This window comes from Pseudomonas sp. JL27(2026) (assembly GCF_056933555.1).
On the sequence record NZ_CM167794.1, the window covers coordinates 3,924,240 to 3,942,410 of the forward strand.

The following is an 18,171-nucleotide window of genomic DNA, read 5'->3' on the forward strand; positions in this document are numbered from 1 at the left end:
GTGTAGATTACGCTTTGGATCCCATGTGAAAAAGACGACAACGCTACCAACACGTGTAAGCCTTTCGCCATAACCGCACTTCCGTAAACCCTTAGAGACGTCAGGCATCAAGCACCTGAGCCGCAAGTTTCGCGACGTTCAACTGACCTTCGACGCATGCTATATCGGCGTCTTCCAGAAACCTGGCGGCATTACCGACTCGCCGTCGACCTGCAAACGCCATTGGCCCAGATAAGGTTCAAAGCGCTGGCTCATGATTCGACGAACGCCTTCAGACTCTGCAACGCCTGATCCCACTGCTGGCTGATGACCTCCAGTGAATGGCGTGCGTCGTTCAGTTGCGCCGGTTCAAACACCCATAACCGCTCGCGCCCCAGTTTCGTATCGCGTACCAGGCCCGCCTCTGCCAGCACCCGCAGGTGTTTGGTCACGGCCTGACGTGTGATGTCGGTGCCTTGGGTCAATTGCGCGATGGACATCGCGCCTCCACCGCACAGCACCGCCACCAGCCGTAACCGGGTTTCATCTCCCAGTGCGGCGAAGGTCAAAGCGGACTGATCCAGCGCCGAATGGCGCGGTGCGGGTTTCAACGTCGTGATGTCAGGGAGCGGCAAGGTAAGTCTCGATGTTGGTCATTTGGTCATCCCAGCCACGGCTGTTCATGCGAAAGGCCTTGAGACGGCGCTCGGCGGGAATGCCATCGAACCCCGACTCCACAACCCGCAGCAACGTGCCGCCATCCATGTCCTCGAGCTCGAACAGCACCAACGTAGTGGGTTCCGTTGAATAGTCGGCCTCGGGGTCCACGGCATATGGGTGCCAGCGAAAGGCGAACACGCGCTCGGGTTCGACCCGCATGACCTGAACATCCCAGAACAAATGTTCGTAACCGGGGTAGGTAATGTTCCCCTGGGTGCGCTCTCCGGCGACAAACCGCTTGCCCTCCAGCGCAACGCCAAACCACTGACCGAAAGATTCGGCATTGGCCAGTGCGCGCCAGACCTGAGAGCGTGGAGCCTTGAGCAGAATCTTTCTTTCAATGCGATCGGACAGGTTCATGAGTCACCTCCTGCATTGACCCTAGGTCGGTAATGGGAAATCCGCAACCTGAACGTTGCATTAATACATTTTGATAGACTCTGTCGACCTGCAATGACAGTGGAAAATGCTACTGTCGTCGACGATCAAAACCAGACCAAGGACGACTCATGCCACTCACGCTATGCGATCGTTATCGCGGGGCCCTGTTGGGGCTGGCCTGCGGCGATGCCGTTGGCACCAGTGTCGAGTTCCAGCCCCGAGGCTCTTTCCGTCCCCTCACCGACATGGTGGGCGGCGGCCCCTTCAACCTCAAACCGGGCCAGTGGACCGATGACACCTCAATGGCATTGTGCCTGGCAGAAAGCCTGTTGAGAAAAAACGGCTTCGATGCCATCGACCAGATGGGGCGGTACCTTAATTGGTGGCAGTGGGGTTACCTGAGCTCGACCGGTGATTGCTTCGACATTGGCATGACCGTACGTGATGCCTTGAGCCGTTATCAGCTCACCGGTGATCCATTCGCCGGCTCGGCAGATCCTTACTCGGCAGGCAACGGCTCGCTGATGCGGTTGGCGCCCGTAGTGCTGTTTTACTCCCCTGACTGCGATCAAGTCCGCGAGTTTGCTGCCGCCAGTTCACGCACCACTCACGCAGCCCCGGAAGCCGTCGAGTGTTGTCAGTTGTTCGCCGAATTGATCGGTAATGCCCTGCAAGGCGTCTCGAAATCCGAGCTGTTCAACCTGGACACCGCGCGCTTTAGCGAACCCAACGTCGCGGCCATCGCCCGTGGCAGCTACCGGGAAAAATCCCGGGCCGAGATCACAGGCAGCGGTTATTGTGTCGCCTCGCTGGAGGCAGCCCTTTGGTGCTTCGAACACACCGAAAACCTGGAAGACGCCATTCTGCAAGCCGCGAACCTGGGGGACGATGCCGACACCACGGCGGCGATTGTCGGCCAATTGGCCGGGGCGTTTTACGGCGCTCAGGGCATTCCCGAGGGCTGGCGAGCCAGGCTGCACATGGGCGATGAGATTGAGGCAATGGCCGACGGCTTGTTACTCGCATCGACTGCGCGCCGCAGAGTCTAAACTGCCTGCCTCCTGGCCCACCGTTTCTTCAAGAAGAGAGTCCCCATGTACAAACGTGTTCTAGTGGCACTTTCACCCTTGCTGTTCCTCTCCATGGCTCAAGCCGAAGACTGCGGCAGTGCCAGGGACCAGCTCACCATGAACGAGTGCTACGGCAAGGTGTACAAGAGCGCCGACGCCGAACTCAACGCCCTGTACAAGCAAATCAACGGGCGCCTGAAAGACAACGCTGACACTAAAAAGCTGCTGGTGAGGGCCCAGCGCGCCTGGGTTGCCTACCGCGATGCAGAATGCGGTTTTTCGGCCTCCACTGTGACGGGAGGCAGCGTCTACCCGACCATCTACGCCAACTGCCTGAGTATCATGACCACCGAACGGGTCAAGACATTCAAGCGCTACCTTGAGTGTGAGGAAGGAGACATGAGCTGCCCGGTGCCTCGGTAAGCACTTGTTCGGATGGATGCCCGCTGCCGGGATAGCCTGGTGATCAGAGGATTCTGATGGCCCTGTTCGATCAAATCCTCAGCGCTCCACAGCAGGGATCATCAATTATTTACACGTGGGGGTCGCCTGGCAATTTGGCGGGGCTGGCATATTGCGGTTTCAGGTGACCGTCCTGATCCAGTAGCCAGGCGTCCATGATTTGTCGTACCACCGGCCCGGCGACGCGACCACCCGCCTCGCCGTTTTCGATCATGACCGAGATGACGATTTTCGGATGTTCAGCCGGGGCGAACCCCACAAACAAGGCGTTATCGCGGTTACGTTCACGGGTTTTCAAGCGGTCATAACGCTCGCCCTGCTTGATCGCCACCACCTGCGCGGTGCCACTCTTGCCGGCGATCCGGTATTGCGCTCCGGCCGCGGCTGCGCGAGCAATGCCACGCGGATCGTGCATGACCATTTGCATCCCATGATTGACCTGCTCCCAATCTCTCGGGTTTTTCAGCAGTATATTGGGCATCGGATGGGGGTCCACTGGCGCAACATCGCCGACTGTCTTGGCCAGGTGCGGTCGATTCCACACACCTTTATTGGCGATCAATGCAGTGGCTTGGGCCAGTTGCAGCGGAGTGACTTGCATGTAGCCCTGGCCGATGCCGAGAATCACTGTCTCGCCGGGGAACCACGGCTGACGACGGGTCGCACGCTTCCAGGCCTGGGATGGCATCAATCCGGCTGACTCTTCGAACATGTCCAACGAAACTTTCTCACCCAATCCGAACATCGCCATGTAATCGTGCAGGCGATCAATGCCCAGTTTGTGCGCCAGGTCGTAGAAATAGGTGTCGTTGGAACGCATGATCGCGGCGTCCATGTCGACCCAACCGTCGCCACTGTGATTCCAGTTGCGGTACTTGTGATCGAAATCCGGCAACTGGTAATAACCTGGATCAAAGACCCGGGTCGAGGCCGTAACAACCCCTGTGTCGAGCCCGGCAATGGCCACTTCAGGCTTGATTGTCGATCCCGGCGCATACAACCCGCGCAGCACCCGATTGAAGAGGGGGCGGTCGATGGAGTCGTGAAGCGCTGCGTACTCCTTGAAGCTGATACCGGTAACGAACAGATTAGGGTCAAAGCTCGGTTTGCTGACCATCGCCAGTACTTCACCGGTCGAGGGGTCCAGCGCAACCACGGAACCTCGTCGATCACCCAATGCCTCTTCAGCTGCGGCCTGAAGTTTGACGTCGAGGCTCAATACGATGTTCTTCCCGGGAATCGGATCAGTGTGTTTGAGCACTCGCAACACGCGTCCCTGAGCGTTGGTTTCGACTTCTTCATAACCTACATGGCCATGCAGTTCGGATTCGTAAAATCGCTCGATGCCGGTCTTGCCGATTGATTGAGTGCCGCGATACTCCACTGAATCCAGGGTCTTGGATTCTTTTTCATTGATCCGCCCTACATAGCCAATCGAATGAGCAAAGTGCGCGGCTAATGGGTAATGCCGGACAAACTGCGGCTCGACTTCAATACCCGGCAGGCGGAACTCATTCACAGCCAGAATGGCGATCTGTTCTTCAGTCAGCTCATAAAACAATGTGACCGGCACAAACGGGTGGCGCGCCTGCTTCATGGCCTTGTCGAACAGGGTACGGTCCTCGGCCGGCAAGTGCAGGAGGCTGACCAGAGAGTCCAGCTCGCCCTTCACGTCATTGGCACGCTCACGGGTGATGGTGAGGTTGAAGCTCGGTCGATTATCCGCCAGGACTACACCATTGCGGTCGTAAATCAGGCCACGAGTCGGTGTGATGGGCAGGACATGCACGCGATTGTTTTCGGAGATGGTCGAGTGGTAGTCGTATTCGAGCACTTGCAAGACATACATACGCACAACCAATGCACAGGTAATGGCGACAACGAATAACGCGCAGGCCAGCAGCCGCTTATTGACCAGGCGGGACTCTTTCTCGTGGTCTTTGATCGGGATCGCTTCAGGCATTTCTACTGCAACTCTTTGACTAAGTTGGACGCCGCTCCTTGCGCTGACATCAGTCCCTTAAAAACGAGCTGCACCATACCAAAAACTGTACGGGCACTGACGGGCTAATTCCCTCGTTCGCTGTCCTTGTCGGCCAAAACGACCACAGGTGTGGGTCAGCAAAGGAACAGAGCGCGCAGAATACCTCTCGACCTACAGATCACGAAGGCCCATTTGCGCAGGTGACTTTTTCGCAGGCAAAACAAAACCCCTACCTGCATACGCAGATAGGGGTTTCGGAATTCAATCTTGACGATGACCTACTCTCACATGGGGAAACCCCACACTACCATCGGCGATGCATCGTTTCACTGCTGAGTTCGGGATGGGATCAGGTGGTTCCAATGCTCTATGGTCGTCAAGAAATTCGGGTACTGAGTCGTGGCCAGCGGGCCTCGCTTCAGCAAATTGGGTATGTGGTAGGTTTCGGTGTTTTGTGCTGCCTTTTTAGGGGCAGTCGAACTTTCGGTTCGTTTCGTCTTCACACACCGCAATCTGGTGCCTTTTCAGGTCAGCAAATTGCTTGGGTGTTATATGGTCAAGCCTCACGGGCAATTAGTATTGGTTAGCTCAACGCCTCACAGCGCTTACACACCCAACCTATCAACGTCGTAGTCTTCGACGGCCCTTCAGGGAACTCAAGGTTCCAGTGAGATCTCATCTTGAGGCTAGTTTCCCGCTTAGATGCTTTCAGCGGTTATCTATTCCGAACATAGCTACCCGGCAATGCCACTGGCGTGACAACCGGAACACCAGAGGTTCGTCCACTCCGGTCCTCTCGTACTAGGAGCAGCCCCTCTCAAATCTCAAACGTCCACGGCAGATAGGGACCGAACTGTCTCACGACGTTCTAAACCCAGCTCGCGTACCACTTTAAATGGCGAACAGCCATACCCTTGGGACCGGCTTCAGCCCCAGGATGTGATGAGCCGACATCGAGGTGCCAAACACCGCCGTCGATATGAACTCTTGGGCGGTATCAGCCTGTTATCCCCGGAGTACCTTTTATCCGTTGAGCGATGGCCCTTCCATACAGAACCACCGGATCACTAAGACCTACTTTCGTACCTGCTCGACGTGTCTGTCTCGCAGTCAAGCGCGCTTTTGCCTTTATACTCTACGACCGATTTCCGACCGGTCTGAGCGCACCTTCGTACTCCTCCGTTACTCTTTAGGAGGAGACCGCCCCAGTCAAACTACCCACCATACACTGTCCTCGATCCGGATAACGGACCTGAGTTAGAACCTCAAAGTTGCCAGGGTGGTATTTCAAGGTTGGCTCCACGCAGACTGGCGTCCACGCTTCAAAGCCTCCCACCTATCCTACACAAGCAAATTCAAAGTCCAGTGCAAAGCTATAGTAAAGGTTCACGGGGTCTTTCCGTCTAGCCGCGGATACACTGCATCTTCACAGCGATTTCAATTTCACTGAGTCTCGGGTGGAGACAGCGCCGCCATCGTTACGCCATTCGTGCAGGTCGGAACTTACCCGACAAGGAATTTCGCTACCTTAGGACCGTTATAGTTACGGCCGCCGTTTACCGGGGCTTCGATCAAGAGCTTCGCGTTAGCTAACCCCATCAATTAACCTTCCGGCACCGGGCAGGCGTCACACCCTATACGTCCACTTTCGTGTTTGCAGAGTGCTGTGTTTTTAATAAACAGTCGCAGCGGCCTGGTATCTTCGACCGGCATGAGCTTACGGAGCAAGTCCTTCACCCTCACCGGCGCACCTTCTCCCGAAGTTACGGTGCCATTTTGCCTAGTTCCTTCACCCGAGTTCTCTCAAGCGCCTTGGTATTCTCTACCCAACCACCTGTGTCGGTTTGGGGTACGGTTCCTGGTTACCTGAAGCTTAGAAGCTTTTCTTGGAAGCATGGCATCAACCACTTCGTGTTCTAAAAGAACACTCGTCATCAGCTCTCGGCCTTAGAATCCCGGATTTACCTAAGATTCCAGCCTACCACCTTAAACTTGGACAACCAACGCCAAGCTGGCCTAGCCTTCTCCGTCCCTCCATCGCAATAACCAGAAGTACAGGAATATTAACCTGTTTTCCATCGACTACGCTTTTCAGCCTCGCCTTAGGGACCGACTAACCCTGCGTCGATTAACGTTGCGCAGGAAACCTTGGTCTTTCGGCGTGGGTGTTTTTCACACCCATTGTCGTTACTCATGTCAGCATTCGCACTTCTGATACCTCCAGCAAGCTTCTCAACTCACCTTCACAGGCTTACAGAACGCTCCTCTACCGCATCACCTAAGTGATACCCGTAGCTTCGGTGTATGGTTTGAGCCCCGTTACATCTTCCGCGCAGGCCGACTCGACTAGTGAGCTATTACGCTTTCTTTAAAGGGTGGCTGCTTCTAAGCCAACCTCCTAGCTGTCTAAGCCTTCCCACATCGTTTCCCACTTAACCATAACTTTGGGACCTTAGCTGACGGTCTGGGTTGTTTCCCTTTTCACGACGGACGTTAGCACCCGCCGTGTGTCTCCCATGCTCGGCACTTGTAGGTATTCGGAGTTTGCATCGGTTTGGTAAGTCGGGATGACCCCCTAGCCGAAACAGTGCTCTACCCCCTACAGTGATACATGAGGCGCTACCTAAATAGCTTTCGAGGAGAACCAGCTATCTCCGAGCTTGATTAGCCTTTCACTCCGATCCACAGGTCATCCGCTAACTTTTCAACGGTAGTCGGTTCGGTCCTCCAGTTAGTGTTACCCAACCTTCAACCTGCCCATGGATAGATCGCCCGGTTTCGGGTCTATTCCCAGCGACTAGACGCCCTATTAAGACTCGCTTTCGCTACGCCTCCCCTATTCGGTTAAGCTCGCCACTGAAAATAAGTCGCTGACCCATTATACAAAAGGTACGCAGTCACCCAACAAAGTGGGCTCCCACTGCTTGTACGCATACGGTTTCAGGATCTATTTCACTCCCCTCTCCGGGGTTCTTTTCGCCTTTCCCTCACGGTACTAGTTCACTATCGGTCAGTCAGTAGTATTTAGCCTTGGAGGATGGTCCCCCCATATTCAGACAAAGTTTCTCGTGCTCCGTCCTACTCGATTTCATGACTAAGAGATTTTCGCGTACAGGGCTATCACCCACTATGGCCGTACTTTCCAGAACGTTCCGCTAATCTCAAAGCCACTTAAGGGCTAGTCCCCGTTCGCTCGCCACTACTAAGGGAATCTCGGTTGATTTCTTTTCCTCAGGGTACTTAGATGTTTCAGTTCCCCTGGTTCGCCTCTTACGCCTATGTATTCAGCGTAAGATAACCATCTTATGATGGCTGGGTTCCCCCATTCAGACATCTCCGGATCGCAGTCTGTTTGCCGACTCCCCGAAGCTTTTCGCAGGCTACCACGTCTTTCATCGCCTCTGACTGCCAAGGCATCCACCGTATGCGCTTCTTCACTTGACCATATAACCCCAAGCAATCTGGTTATACTGTGAAGACGACATTCGCCGAAAATTCGAATTTCTCAGTTAAGAGAACTCACAAATTTTACCTTAGCCTGAGCCGTTACCAGTGAAAGTAACGTTCAGTCTATCTTTCTATCACATACCCAAATTTTTAAAGAACGATCTAATCAAAGACTAGAAATCAACATTTAGCCTTCGTCCGAAGGAAATGCTCATTTCTAAGCTTTAACGCAGAAACAGCAGTCAAACAGCAGTAAGTGGTGGAGCCAAACGGGATCGAACCGTTGACCTCCTGCGTGCAAGGCAGGCGCTCTCCCAGCTGAGCTATGGCCCCGTATTTCTACAGGCGTTTCCCACACAAAATTGGTGGGTCTGGGCAGATTCGAACTGCCGACCTCACCCTTATCAGGGGTGCGCTCTAACCAACTGAGCTACAGACCCAATTTCGGGCTGCTTCTATCGTCTTCTTCAATGAATCAAGCAATTCGTGTGGGAGCTTATGCAGCAGCTGATGTCGTCGATTAAGGAGGTGATCCAGCCGCAGGTTCCCCTACGGCTACCTTGTTACGACTTCACCCCAGTCATGAATCACACCGTGGTAACCGTCCTCCCGAAGGTTAGACTAGCTACTTCTGGTGCAACCCACTCCCATGGTGTGACGGGCGGTGTGTACAAGGCCCGGGAACGTATTCACCGCGACATTCTGATTCGCGATTACTAGCGATTCCGACTTCACGCAGTCGAGTTGCAGACTGCGATCCGGACTACGATCGGTTTTATGGGATTAGCTCCACCTCGCGGCTTGGCAACCCTCTGTACCGACCATTGTAGCACGTGTGTAGCCCAGGCCGTAAGGGCCATGATGACTTGACGTCATCCCCACCTTCCTCCGGTTTGTCACCGGCAGTCTCCTTAGAGTGCCCACCATGACGTGCTGGTAACTAAGGACAAGGGTTGCGCTCGTTACGGGACTTAACCCAACATCTCACGACACGAGCTGACGACAGCCATGCAGCACCTGTCTCAATGTTCCCGAAGGCACCAATCCATCTCTGGAAAGTTCATTGGATGTCAAGGCCTGGTAAGGTTCTTCGCGTTGCTTCGAATTAAACCACATGCTCCACCGCTTGTGCGGGCCCCCGTCAATTCATTTGAGTTTTAACCTTGCGGCCGTACTCCCCAGGCGGTCAACTTAATGCGTTAGCTGCGCCACTAAGAGCTCAAGGCTCCCAACGGCTAGTTGACATCGTTTACGGCGTGGACTACCAGGGTATCTAATCCTGTTTGCTCCCCACGCTTTCGCACCTCAGTGTCAGTATCAGTCCAGGTGGTCGCCTTCGCCACTGGTGTTCCTTCCTATATCTACGCATTTCACCGCTACACAGGAAATTCCACCACCCTCTACCATACTCTAGCTCGACAGTTTTGAATGCAGTTCCCAGGTTGAGCCCGGGGATTTCACATCCAACTTAACGAACCACCTACGCGCGCTTTACGCCCAGTAATTCCGATTAACGCTTGCACCCTCTGTATTACCGCGGCTGCTGGCACAGAGTTAGCCGGTGCTTATTCTGTCGGTAACGTCAAAACAATTACGTATTAGGTAACTGCCCTTCCTCCCAACTTAAAGTGCTTTACAATCCGAAGACCTTCTTCACACACGCGGCATGGCTGGATCAGGCTTTCGCCCATTGTCCAATATTCCCCACTGCTGCCTCCCGTAGGAGTCTGGACCGTGTCTCAGTTCCAGTGTGACTGATCATCCTCTCAGACCAGTTACGGATCGTCGCCTTGGTGAGCCATTACCTCACCAACTAGCTAATCCGACCTAGGCTCATCTGATAGCGCAAGGCCCGAAGGTCCCCTGCTTTCTCCCGTAGGACGTATGCGGTATTAGCGTCCGTTTCCGAGCGTTATCCCCCACTACCAGGCAGATTCCTAGGCATTACTCACCCGTCCGCCGCTCGCCACCAGGTACAAGTACCCGTGCTGCCGCTCGACTTGCATGTGTTAGGCCTGCCGCCAGCGTTCAATCTGAGCCATGATCAAACTCTTCAGTTCAAACATCTTTGGGTTTTTAAGAAACCCTAAACTTGGCTCAGCAATCGTTGGTTACATCTTTGATTTCTCGCGGAGTAACTTGTGATGCTGATAATCTTGTTGACTATCAGTCTGACTGCACAAGCACCCACACGAATTGCTTGATTCAGTTGTTAAAGAGCGGTTGGTTAAGATCTTTCGTCTCAACCGAGGCGCGCATTCTACAGCAGCCTCTGTTGCTGTCAAGCGGTTATTTTCAGAAGTTTTCGAAGAATTCCTCAACAACTTCAACCACTTGCGCTTCCGATCTCTCGTTAGCGGGAGGCGAATTCTACAGCGTTACACGCTGCTGTCAACCCCTCTTTTTCTCCGCTTTCGACCGAGAAGATCGAACCGTCAAAAGCGCCATGCAACCCTGCTCTTTCAACTCCTTCCAGGCTTCGATGAACTGAAGCAACCTGCTGCCGAAAACTGCGTAACTCTTTGTTTACCAAGGAGTTTTCAGTTTCGACTGCGCCGGAAGTGGGGCGAATTATAGACTTCCAGAATCTGCCGTCAACTCCTAATTCAGTTTTTCTATCAGAAACCTTAAATGCCGACCAAATCACCCCTAGATAGAGCTGCGCGCTGACAGAATGAGCAGTATATTGCTCAGCACTGAATAACCAGCATTACTTCGCGCTTGCATGCCTTCTTGCCCAACACCTTGGACGACGCCTCTCAATGATTGACCAGCCCCGCAGTCTCGCCTCGACCCTGTTTCCAGTTGGCCTGCTATTAATAGCCATGGCCTCCATCCAATCGGGAGCGTCCCTGGCCAAAAGCATGTTCCCTATTGTCGGCGCACAGGGGACCACAACATTAAGGCTGATATTCGCCAGCCTAATCATGTTGCTGCTTCTACGTCCCTGGCGGGCAAAGCTCACCGCCAAGTCCTTACGCACCGTGATTGTCTACGGCATGGCATTAGGCGGGATGAACTTCCTCTTCTATATGTCCCTGAGGACAGTGCCCCTGGGAATCGCAGTCGCCCTGGAGTTTACCGGTCCTTTGGCGGTGGCCATCTACGCCTCGCGCCGAGCAATTGATTTCCTGTGGATTGGCCTCGCGATCATTGGCTTACTCCTGCTTATACCAACGGGGGCTACTAGCGTTGGGATCGACCTTGTTGGCGCAGGATACGCACTGGGCGCCGGTGTTTGCTGGGCGCTGTACATTCTGTTCGGACAAAAAGCCGGGGCCGACAACGGAGTAACGACCGCAGCACTGGGCGTGATGATTGCGGCTCTGTTCGTTGCCCCTATCGGCATCGTGCATGCAGGCACCGCACTGTTGACGCCGTCACTGATTCCCATCGCCATTGGCGTGGCTATTTTGTCCACCGCACTTCCTTACACCCTCGAGATGGTCGCCCTCACCCGAATGCCCGCCCGCACCTTTGGCACGCTGATGAGCATCGAGCCCGCATTCGGCGCGCTCTCGGGATTGTTGTTCCTGCATGAATACCTGTCGCTGGCACAATGGCTGGCCATCAGTTGCATCATTCTGGCCTCAGTCGGTGCCACCATGACCATGCGCGGAGCACCCAAGCCCATCGTGGCTTCCGATTGAAACCGGATTTGACGTAGGTCTGGCATTTGCCGCTCAATTAGGCCATGTTTAGCCCGCAACCCAGTGTAAGGCATGGACTTTTCGGAATAGGAAGTCCAAACACTACACGCGAGCGCCAATGCAGTCTTACCCGAGCACCAGACTCGGGCCGCTATAAAGGACGGGAATGAAACGATTTTTGATATTGATAGCCGTACTCGCCATCGCCGGTTGCGCCGCGACGTCGAAAACCGAGGTCAAACGTGGAAAGAAAGGTCTGCATATCAACTGTTCGGGATTGTCGTCTTCCTGGGAAAAGTGCAATACCCGCGCAGCCAATTCGTGTGGCCCGAAGGGCTACAAGGTGATCGCCAAATCTGGCGATGCCGTGGAGGACCCGGGCGACTATCCGTTTGGCCTGAACCCTGCCGGCTACACTAGCCGAAGCATGATCGTCATCTGCAAGTAGCGTGATGCCGCTTTACTCTGTGTTCTGACCTGCAATCTGGCGGCCTATTTCTTTGACGCTAGCGGTCAGTACACTGCGCTGGACGTCCGGACTGACAAGCATGCGTGCGACCACCAAGGCGCCCACGCATTGCGACAGAATCGCCCAGGCCAGGCTTTCGCTTTCCAGGATACACGCCCAACTCTGTTGCAGTTGGCAGATCCAATGCTCGGCGTGCTCGCGCACCTGATCGCTGGAGCGGGCAATTTCAGCCCCCAAGGCCGGCAACGCGCAGCCCGACTCGGGATGCTCGACATGCGCCATGCTCAGGTAATGCTGTAGACAGCGCTCAAGCCGCGCACGGCTCTGCTCCCCTTCACCACTCAAACGTTCCAGGCTCTGGCTCAGTTCTCGCTCGACGATCGAACCGAACAACTCGTCCTTGGATGAGAAATGGCTATAGAACGCTCCGCCGCTCAGGCCAATCGCCTTCATCAATGCGTCGACGCCCACAGTGGAAAAACCCTGAGTCTTGGCTGACACCGCACTGCTTTGCAGCAACTTCTCTTTGGTTTCCTGCTTGTGACTGGCCGAGTAACGCATTGCTTCCCCCTTTAAATCCATCGTCTTGACGCATCGCGGATCGTAGCATAACGTTCGTTTACTTAACGATCGTTTAACAAAGGGCGATATCCATGACCACAGCTACCCATAACAACAAAGTCGTGCTGGTTGTCGGCGCGGGCGATGCCACTGGCGGGGCCATCGCCAAGCGTTTTGCCCAAGAAGGATTCATTGCCTGCGTCACACGCCGTAGCGCAGACAAACTCCAGCCCCTGGTAGATGCGATCACGGCATCCGGCGGGCAGGCTCATGGGTTCGCCTGTGATGCGCGTAAAGAAGAAGAGGTGATGGCGCTGGTAGAACAAATAGAAAGCCAGATCGGCCCCATCGAAGCATTCGTCTTCAACATAGGCGCCAACGTGCCTTGCAGCATTCTTGAGGAGACCGCACGCAAGTACTTCAAGATCTGGGAGATGGCCTGCTTCTCGGGCTTTCTCAATGCACGCGAAGTGGCCAAGCGCATGGCGATACGCCAACGCGGCACTATTCTGTTCACTGGCGCCACCGCCGGCATGCGTGGCGCAGCCGGATTCGCTGCCTTTGCCGGTGCCAAGCACGGGATTCGGGCGCTGGCCCAAAGCATGGCCCGCGAACTCGGCCCGATGAACATCCATGTCGCCCATGTTGTGGTCGACGGCGCCATCGATACCGATTTTATCCGTGACAACTTCCCGGAAAAATACGCTCAAAAGGATCAGGACGGCATCCTCAACCCGGAACACATCGCCGAGAACTACTGGTACCTGCACAGCCAGCCACGGGATGCCTGGACGTTCGAGCTGGACCTGCGCCCCTGGAGCGAACGCTGGTAAGCCCTCCCCTTTTTACCAACAATAAGCAGAGCGCATCGACCATGAGCAAGCGTGTAGAGTTTTTCTTCGACCTCGGCAGCCCCACCACTTACCTGGCGTACACCCAACTGCCGAAAATCTGCGAGCAAACCGGCAGTGAATTGATCTATCAACCGATGCTGCTGGGCGGGGTCTTCAAAGCCACCGGCAACGCCTCACCCATCACTATTGCGGCCAAGGGACGCTACATGTTCCAGGACCTGAACCGCTACGCAAAACGCTACGGGGTTCCGTTCAAGCTCAACCCACACTTCCCGATCAACACGCTGATGCTCATGCGCGCCGTCACCGGCATGCAATTGCGTCACCCTGAACGCTTTGTGGATTTTGTCGATTGCCTGTTTCGGGCACTTTGGGTCGACGGCCAAAACCTGAGCGATCCGGCGACCGTTGCGCAGGTGCTGACGCAAGAAGGCTTTGACCCCAATGAGGTGTTGGCATTGACGGGGGATGAAGCCGTGAAAAATGCCCTCAAGGAAAAAACCGAGCAGGCCATCCAACGCGGTGTGTTTGGCGCACCGAGTATGTTTGTCGATGAACAGCTGTTCTTCGGCCAGGATCGGCTGGACTTTGTCGTGGAAGCATTGAGCTAGCCCCCAGCGCTGCTGCACGCGTGCGCCGCCAGCCAGAGCTGACGGCGCACCATGACTCAAATAGCGGCAGTGCGGGTGTGCAACCACTCAAGCACCACGCCCTCAAGCAGTGGGCTCAGCCGTGCACGCACCTCGGCGTGATAACCGTTGAACCACTCACGCTCGTCCTGGGTCAGCAGCGATGACTCGAGGCAACGGGTATCGATCGGGCACAGCGTCAGGGTTTCAAACTTGAGGAACTCGCCAAACTCGCTACTGCCCGCTTCGCGGTTCAACACCAGGTTCTCGATCCGTACCCCCCAGCGCCCAGGGCGATAAGTGCCGGGCTCGATGGAGGTGATCATCCCCGGCTGCATGGCGGTCTGCGGTGCAGCCGCTGCCTGATAGGCAATGACCTGCGGGCCTTCGTGGACATTCAGGAAGTAACCCACACCGTGGCCGGTGCCGTGACCGTAATCGACGCTTTCCGCCCAGATTGGTGCCCGTGCGATGGCGTCCAGCAAAGGCGACAGAATGCCCTTCGGAAACTGCGCCCGTGACAGCGCAATCACACCTTTGAGTACCCGCGTGCAGTCACGCTTCTGCTCTGCTGTCGGCGTGCCCACCGGTACCATCCGCGTAATGTCGGTGGTACCACCGAGGTACTGACCACCGGAGTCGATCAGTAACAGACCGTCGCCTTCGATCACCGCGTGTTCTGCTTCGGTGGCGTGATAGTGCGGCATCGCTCCGTTGGCGTTGAACGCTGCGATGGTGTTGAAACTCAGCGAAACATAACCGGGGCGACGAGTCCGCGCAGCCGTCAGGTGTTCGTCGATGGTCAGTTCGGTGACGCGTTCACGCCCCAGCGCGGTATCCAGCCAGGCGAAGAACTCGCACAGCGCCGCGCCGTCCTGCTCCATGGCCTGACGAATGTGTTCGGCGTCGGCCAGGCTTTTTTGCGACTTGGCCAGGGTGGTCGGGTTCAAACCTTCAACCAGTTTCACCCCGCTTCCCACGTTATCGAGCAAGCCGGCCGTAACACGTGCCGGGTCGATTTGCAGGCTCGCTCCATTGGGTATGGCCGCCAGTGCAGCGGCGACTTCGCTGTAGTCGCGCAGGGTCACGCCGTCCTGTTCAAGCGTCGCACGCAGCTGCGCATTAACCTTGCTCAGCGCAACGAACAACGTGGCCTGTTGCTGACTGACCAGGGCAAAGGAGACGAACACCGGGTTGAACGACACGTCGCCGCCACGCAGGTTGAACAGCCAGGCGATATCGTCCAGGGTTGCGATGAAGTGCCAGTCGGCGCCACGCGCCTTGAGCGTTTCGCGCAACTTGGCCAGTTTCTCGCCACGGCTGACAGTGGCTTGCGGCGGCAAGTGCGGGTAGATCGGTTGATCCGGCAGGCTTGGGCGGTCCTTCCAGACTTCATTCAATACATCGATATCGGTCCGCAAGCGTGCGCCACGGTCCGCAAGCTTGCTGCCCAAAGTCCGTGCCGAGGCCACCGCCATTACCGCGCCATCAACCGCGACCACGCCACCTTCCGGGGTTTGCTCGGCCAGCCACTCCAGTGGCCCGGGTTGCCCAGGCTGAAGCTTCACCAACTCGATGCCGCTGCCTTTGAGCTCCTTGGTTGCCTGCTCCCAATAACGACTGTCAGCCCAGACACCGGCAAAATCCCGGGTGACGATCAACGTGCCGACCGAGCCATGAAAGCCCGACAGCCATTGACGCCCCTGCCAGTAACCCGGCAGATACTCCGACAGGTGAGGGTCGGCCGACGGCACCAACAAGGCATGAATGCCCTCGCGGCTCATCCGTTCACGGGTTTGCGCCAGGCGCTGGGGGACCATTCCATTGGTCGAAGGCTGCGTACTCATCGAATCTCCTGCTAACCACTCATCATTGTTATTGGGTGCTGATGTCGCTCAGCGTTTAAGACGGTGTCACTGCCCAGAACGCCGGAGCGCTGGCACATGTTGCTTTGATCAATTGTGCGGCCTGATCGATGTCCTGCTCGGTGGTAAAACGCCCCAGGCTCAGACGAATCGTCCGACTCGCACTGCGAGTATCATGCCCCAGCGCCAGCAATACATGGGACGGCGCATTGCTCGCAGAGTTACAGGCCGATGTGGCCGAGAATGCGATAGACGCGCTCAAGGCCGACGAATTGAACTCACCTTCGTTGAAGGTCAGGCTCAAGGTGTGAGGAATGCGCCGGGTTGCGCTGCCGTTCAACCTGAGGCCTGCAATACCCTCGAGCTGGCGGAGCAAGCGCTCGCGCAAACGCAGGATGGTGGCAGCCTCTTCATCAAAATGTTCCGCTGCCAGCGCAAACGCGGCACCCATGGCGGCAATCTGGTGCGTGGCCAGGGTGCCCGAACGCAACCCGCCTTCATGACCACCGCCATGAATCTGCGCCTGCACATGCTGCCGGGCACGAGGGCCTACGTAGAGCGCGCCGATGCCTTTGGGGCCATAGATTTTGTGCGCAGAGAAGGACATCAGGTCGACCGGCCATTGCGCCAGGTCTATCGCCACTTTGCCTGCGCCTTGCGCGGCGTCGACATGAAACAGCGCGCCATGCTCACGCACCCGCTGGCCGATGGCCGGGATGTCGTTGACCGTGCCCAGTTCGTTGTTGACCAGCATCAGCGACACCAGGAATGTATCTTCACGCAACGCTTCACTGACGGCTTGCGCGCTGATCAGGCCTTCGGCATCCGGCACCAGCCAGGTCACGGCAACGCCCGCGTCCTGTAACTGTTTGGCGGTATCCAGGATCGCCTTGTGCTCGATCTGACTGGTGATGATGTGCCCACCGGTCATACCGCGCGCCTGGGCGACGCCCTTGAGGGCAAGGTTGTTGGATTCGGTAGCGCCAGAGGTCCAGACGATTTGCTCGGCGTGGGCACCGACCAGGTCTGCAACCTGCTGGCGGGCCTGCTCGACCGAAAGCCTGGCCTGCTGGCCGAAAGCGTGGGAGCTGGAAGCCGGGTTACCGAAGTTACCGTCAAACCCCAGACACTCGATCATTACCTGGATGACCCGCTCATCCACCGGCGTGGTGGCGGCGTAGTCGAAATACAAAGGACGTTTATTCATAAAAAACCCGCAGAGCTTGTTCCGGGATCAGGTACGCACAATAAACCCTCTGGGCAACGCCGCCTTACGGGCAGCACGCCAACAGCGCAGGTCAGCAATACCTGATCGGATGCCGTTAAAGAAGTACCACTTCATTAAAAGTGCGTAGGAACGCTCCTGGAAGTGAGCTTAACAGGCATCGGGCGCCGGGTTGAAGCCGGTCAGCTGAAGCTTTCGTGCAACATCGGATACATCGAAGCCACCAGCAGCAGCGCCATGCCCCAGTTGAACACCCGCAACCAGCGCCGATCACGCAGGACATTGCGCAACAGACTGCCGCAAACCACCCACACGCCGACGCTCGGCAGGTTGATCACGGCAAAGACTGCGGCGATGACAATCACATTGGTGAAATAGCCCTGCAGCGGTGTGTAGGTACTGATGGCGCCGATGGCCATGATCCAGGCCTTGGGGTTGACCCATTGGAACGCCGCCGCGCCCAGGTAGCTGATGGGTTTGGCCTGGCCTTGTTCAGCTTCCGAGACGGGGCCGGAGTGGGCGATTTTCCACGCCAGGTACAGCAAGTACGTCGCACCGACATAACGCAGCACGGTGTAGAGCAACGGATAGGTTTGAAATACCGCGCCCAGGCCAAACCCGACCGCGACCACCAGGATAAAAAAGCCGCAGCTGATGCCCAGCATATGGGGGATGGAGCGGTTAAAACCGAAGTTCACGCCAGAGGCCAGCAACATGGTGTTATTGGGCCCCGGTGTAATCGAGGTGACAAGGGCAAACAGGGCAAAGCCCAACAGCAAATCCAGCGAGAGGGTCATGGGCAATTTCCATCAGGTTCGGTCAGGTGTTGACCCTATCCCAGCGCCTCGCTGAAACCCACGGACAGTTGAATGAAA

At 56.2% G+C, this 18,171-nt stretch carries 13 protein-coding genes, 2 tRNA genes and 3 rRNA genes; 6 read left to right on the top strand and 12 right to left on the bottom strand.

Annotation, left to right across the window (positions count from 1 at the left end; translation table 11 throughout):
* Positions 1–251: 251 nt before the first annotated feature.
* Positions 252–614: an ArsR/SmtB family transcription factor gene (locus tag AC1Z1G_RS17825; RefSeq protein WP_483621391.1), complete on the bottom strand. Its 363-nt coding sequence runs from the start codon at positions 612–614 to the stop codon at positions 252–254.
* Entirely contained in the window at positions 601–1,059 is a 459-nt protein-coding gene (locus AC1Z1G_RS17830; protein ID WP_483621392.1) for an SRPBCC family protein, read from the bottom strand. Before AC1Z1G_RS17830 ends, AC1Z1G_RS17825 begins: the two co-directional genes overlap by 14 nt.
* A gap of 149 nt (positions 1,060–1,208) precedes the next feature.
* Here AC1Z1G_RS17830 and AC1Z1G_RS17835 point away from each other — a divergent pair, with 149 nt between their 5' ends.
* Together AC1Z1G_RS17835 and AC1Z1G_RS17840 are read left to right on the top strand one after the other, a co-directional pair.
* Positions 1,209–2,129 carry an ADP-ribosylglycohydrolase family protein gene (locus tag AC1Z1G_RS17835; protein ID WP_483621393.1) on the top strand — a complete coding sequence of 307 codons (921 nt, stop codon included), beginning with the start codon at positions 1,209–1,211 and terminating at the stop codon, positions 2,127–2,129.
* Positions 2,130–2,174: 45 nt separating this feature from the next.
* Entirely contained in the window at positions 2,175–2,573 is a 399-nt protein-coding gene (locus AC1Z1G_RS17840; protein WP_483621394.1) for a lysozyme inhibitor LprI family protein, read from the top strand.
* Between the two features lie 109 nt (positions 2,574–2,682).
* On the opposite strand, the gene mrdA is transcribed toward AC1Z1G_RS17840, so the two are convergent.
* The 6 genes from mrdA to AC1Z1G_RS17870 all read right to left on the bottom strand — a co-directional run bounded on the left by mrdA (position 2,683) and on the right by AC1Z1G_RS17870 (position 10,103).
* Positions 2,683–4,575 carry a penicillin-binding protein 2 gene (mrdA, locus tag AC1Z1G_RS17845; RefSeq protein ID WP_483621396.1) on the bottom strand — a complete coding sequence of 631 codons (1,893 nt, stop codon included), beginning with the start codon at positions 4,573–4,575 and terminating at the stop codon, positions 2,683–2,685.
* A 286-nt stretch (positions 4,576–4,861) separates the two neighbouring features.
* Positions 4,862–4,977 (bottom strand): 5S ribosomal RNA (rrf, locus tag AC1Z1G_RS17850).
* A gap of 171 nt (positions 4,978–5,148) precedes the next feature.
* Positions 5,149–8,040 (bottom strand): 23S ribosomal RNA (locus AC1Z1G_RS17855).
* Between the two features lie 260 nt (positions 8,041–8,300).
* Positions 8,301–8,376 (bottom strand) — tRNA-Ala (locus AC1Z1G_RS17860).
* Between the two features lie 30 nt (positions 8,377–8,406).
* A tRNA-Ile gene (locus tag AC1Z1G_RS17865) sits at positions 8,407–8,483 on the bottom strand.
* Positions 8,484–8,564: 81 nt separating this feature from the next.
* Positions 8,565–10,103 (bottom strand): 16S ribosomal RNA (locus tag AC1Z1G_RS17870).
* Together the 16S, 23S and 5S rRNA genes with 2 tRNA genes alongside form the textbook arrangement of a ribosomal RNA operon.
* A gap of 702 nt (positions 10,104–10,805) precedes the next feature.
* Between AC1Z1G_RS17870 and rhtA the strand changes: the two genes are divergently transcribed.
* Positions 10,806–11,693 (top strand): threonine/homoserine exporter RhtA, encoded by an 888-nt coding sequence (gene rhtA / locus AC1Z1G_RS17875; protein WP_483621398.1) that lies wholly within the window; start codon positions 10,806–10,808, stop codon positions 11,691–11,693.
* Between the two features lie 166 nt (positions 11,694–11,859).
* Positions 11,860–12,141 (top strand): hypothetical protein, encoded by a 282-nt coding sequence (locus AC1Z1G_RS17880; protein ID WP_483621400.1) that lies wholly within the window; start codon positions 11,860–11,862, stop codon positions 12,139–12,141.
* Positions 12,142–12,153: 12 nt separating this feature from the next.
* On the opposite strand, the gene AC1Z1G_RS17885 is transcribed toward AC1Z1G_RS17880, so the two are convergent.
* Positions 12,154–12,723, bottom strand: coding sequence for a TetR/AcrR family transcriptional regulator (locus AC1Z1G_RS17885; RefSeq protein WP_483621402.1), 570 nt, complete (start codon positions 12,721–12,723; stop codon positions 12,154–12,156).
* Positions 12,724–12,815: 92 nt separating this feature from the next.
* On the opposite strand from AC1Z1G_RS17885, the gene AC1Z1G_RS17890 reads away from it, so the two are divergent.
* Together AC1Z1G_RS17890 and AC1Z1G_RS17895 are read left to right on the top strand one after the other, a co-directional pair.
* Complete coding sequence (locus AC1Z1G_RS17890; protein WP_483621404.1) at positions 12,816–13,556, top strand: SDR family oxidoreductase; 741 nt, start codon at positions 12,816–12,818, stop codon at positions 13,554–13,556.
* 41 nt (positions 13,557–13,597) lie between these two features.
* Complete coding sequence (locus AC1Z1G_RS17895) at positions 13,598–14,188, top strand: 2-hydroxychromene-2-carboxylate isomerase (protein ID WP_483621406.1); 591 nt, start codon at positions 13,598–13,600, stop codon at positions 14,186–14,188.
* Positions 14,189–14,244: 56 nt separating this feature from the next.
* On the opposite strand, the gene AC1Z1G_RS17900 is transcribed toward AC1Z1G_RS17895, so the two are convergent.
* From AC1Z1G_RS17900 to AC1Z1G_RS17910, 3 genes are all read right to left on the bottom strand, one after another.
* Positions 14,245–16,053, bottom strand: a complete 1,809-nt coding sequence (locus tag AC1Z1G_RS17900; protein WP_483621408.1) for an aminopeptidase P family protein — start codon at positions 16,051–16,053, stop codon at positions 14,245–14,247.
* Between the two features lie 55 nt (positions 16,054–16,108).
* On the bottom strand, positions 16,109–17,278 hold the full coding sequence (locus AC1Z1G_RS17905; RefSeq protein ID WP_483621410.1) for a cysteine desulfurase family protein: 1,170 nt from the start codon (positions 17,276–17,278) through the stop codon (positions 16,109–16,111).
* A gap of 200 nt (positions 17,279–17,478) precedes the next feature.
* Entirely contained in the window at positions 17,479–18,093 is a 615-nt protein-coding gene (locus AC1Z1G_RS17910; RefSeq protein WP_483621412.1) for a LysE family translocator, read from the bottom strand.
* Positions 18,094–18,171: the final 78 nt, after the last annotated feature.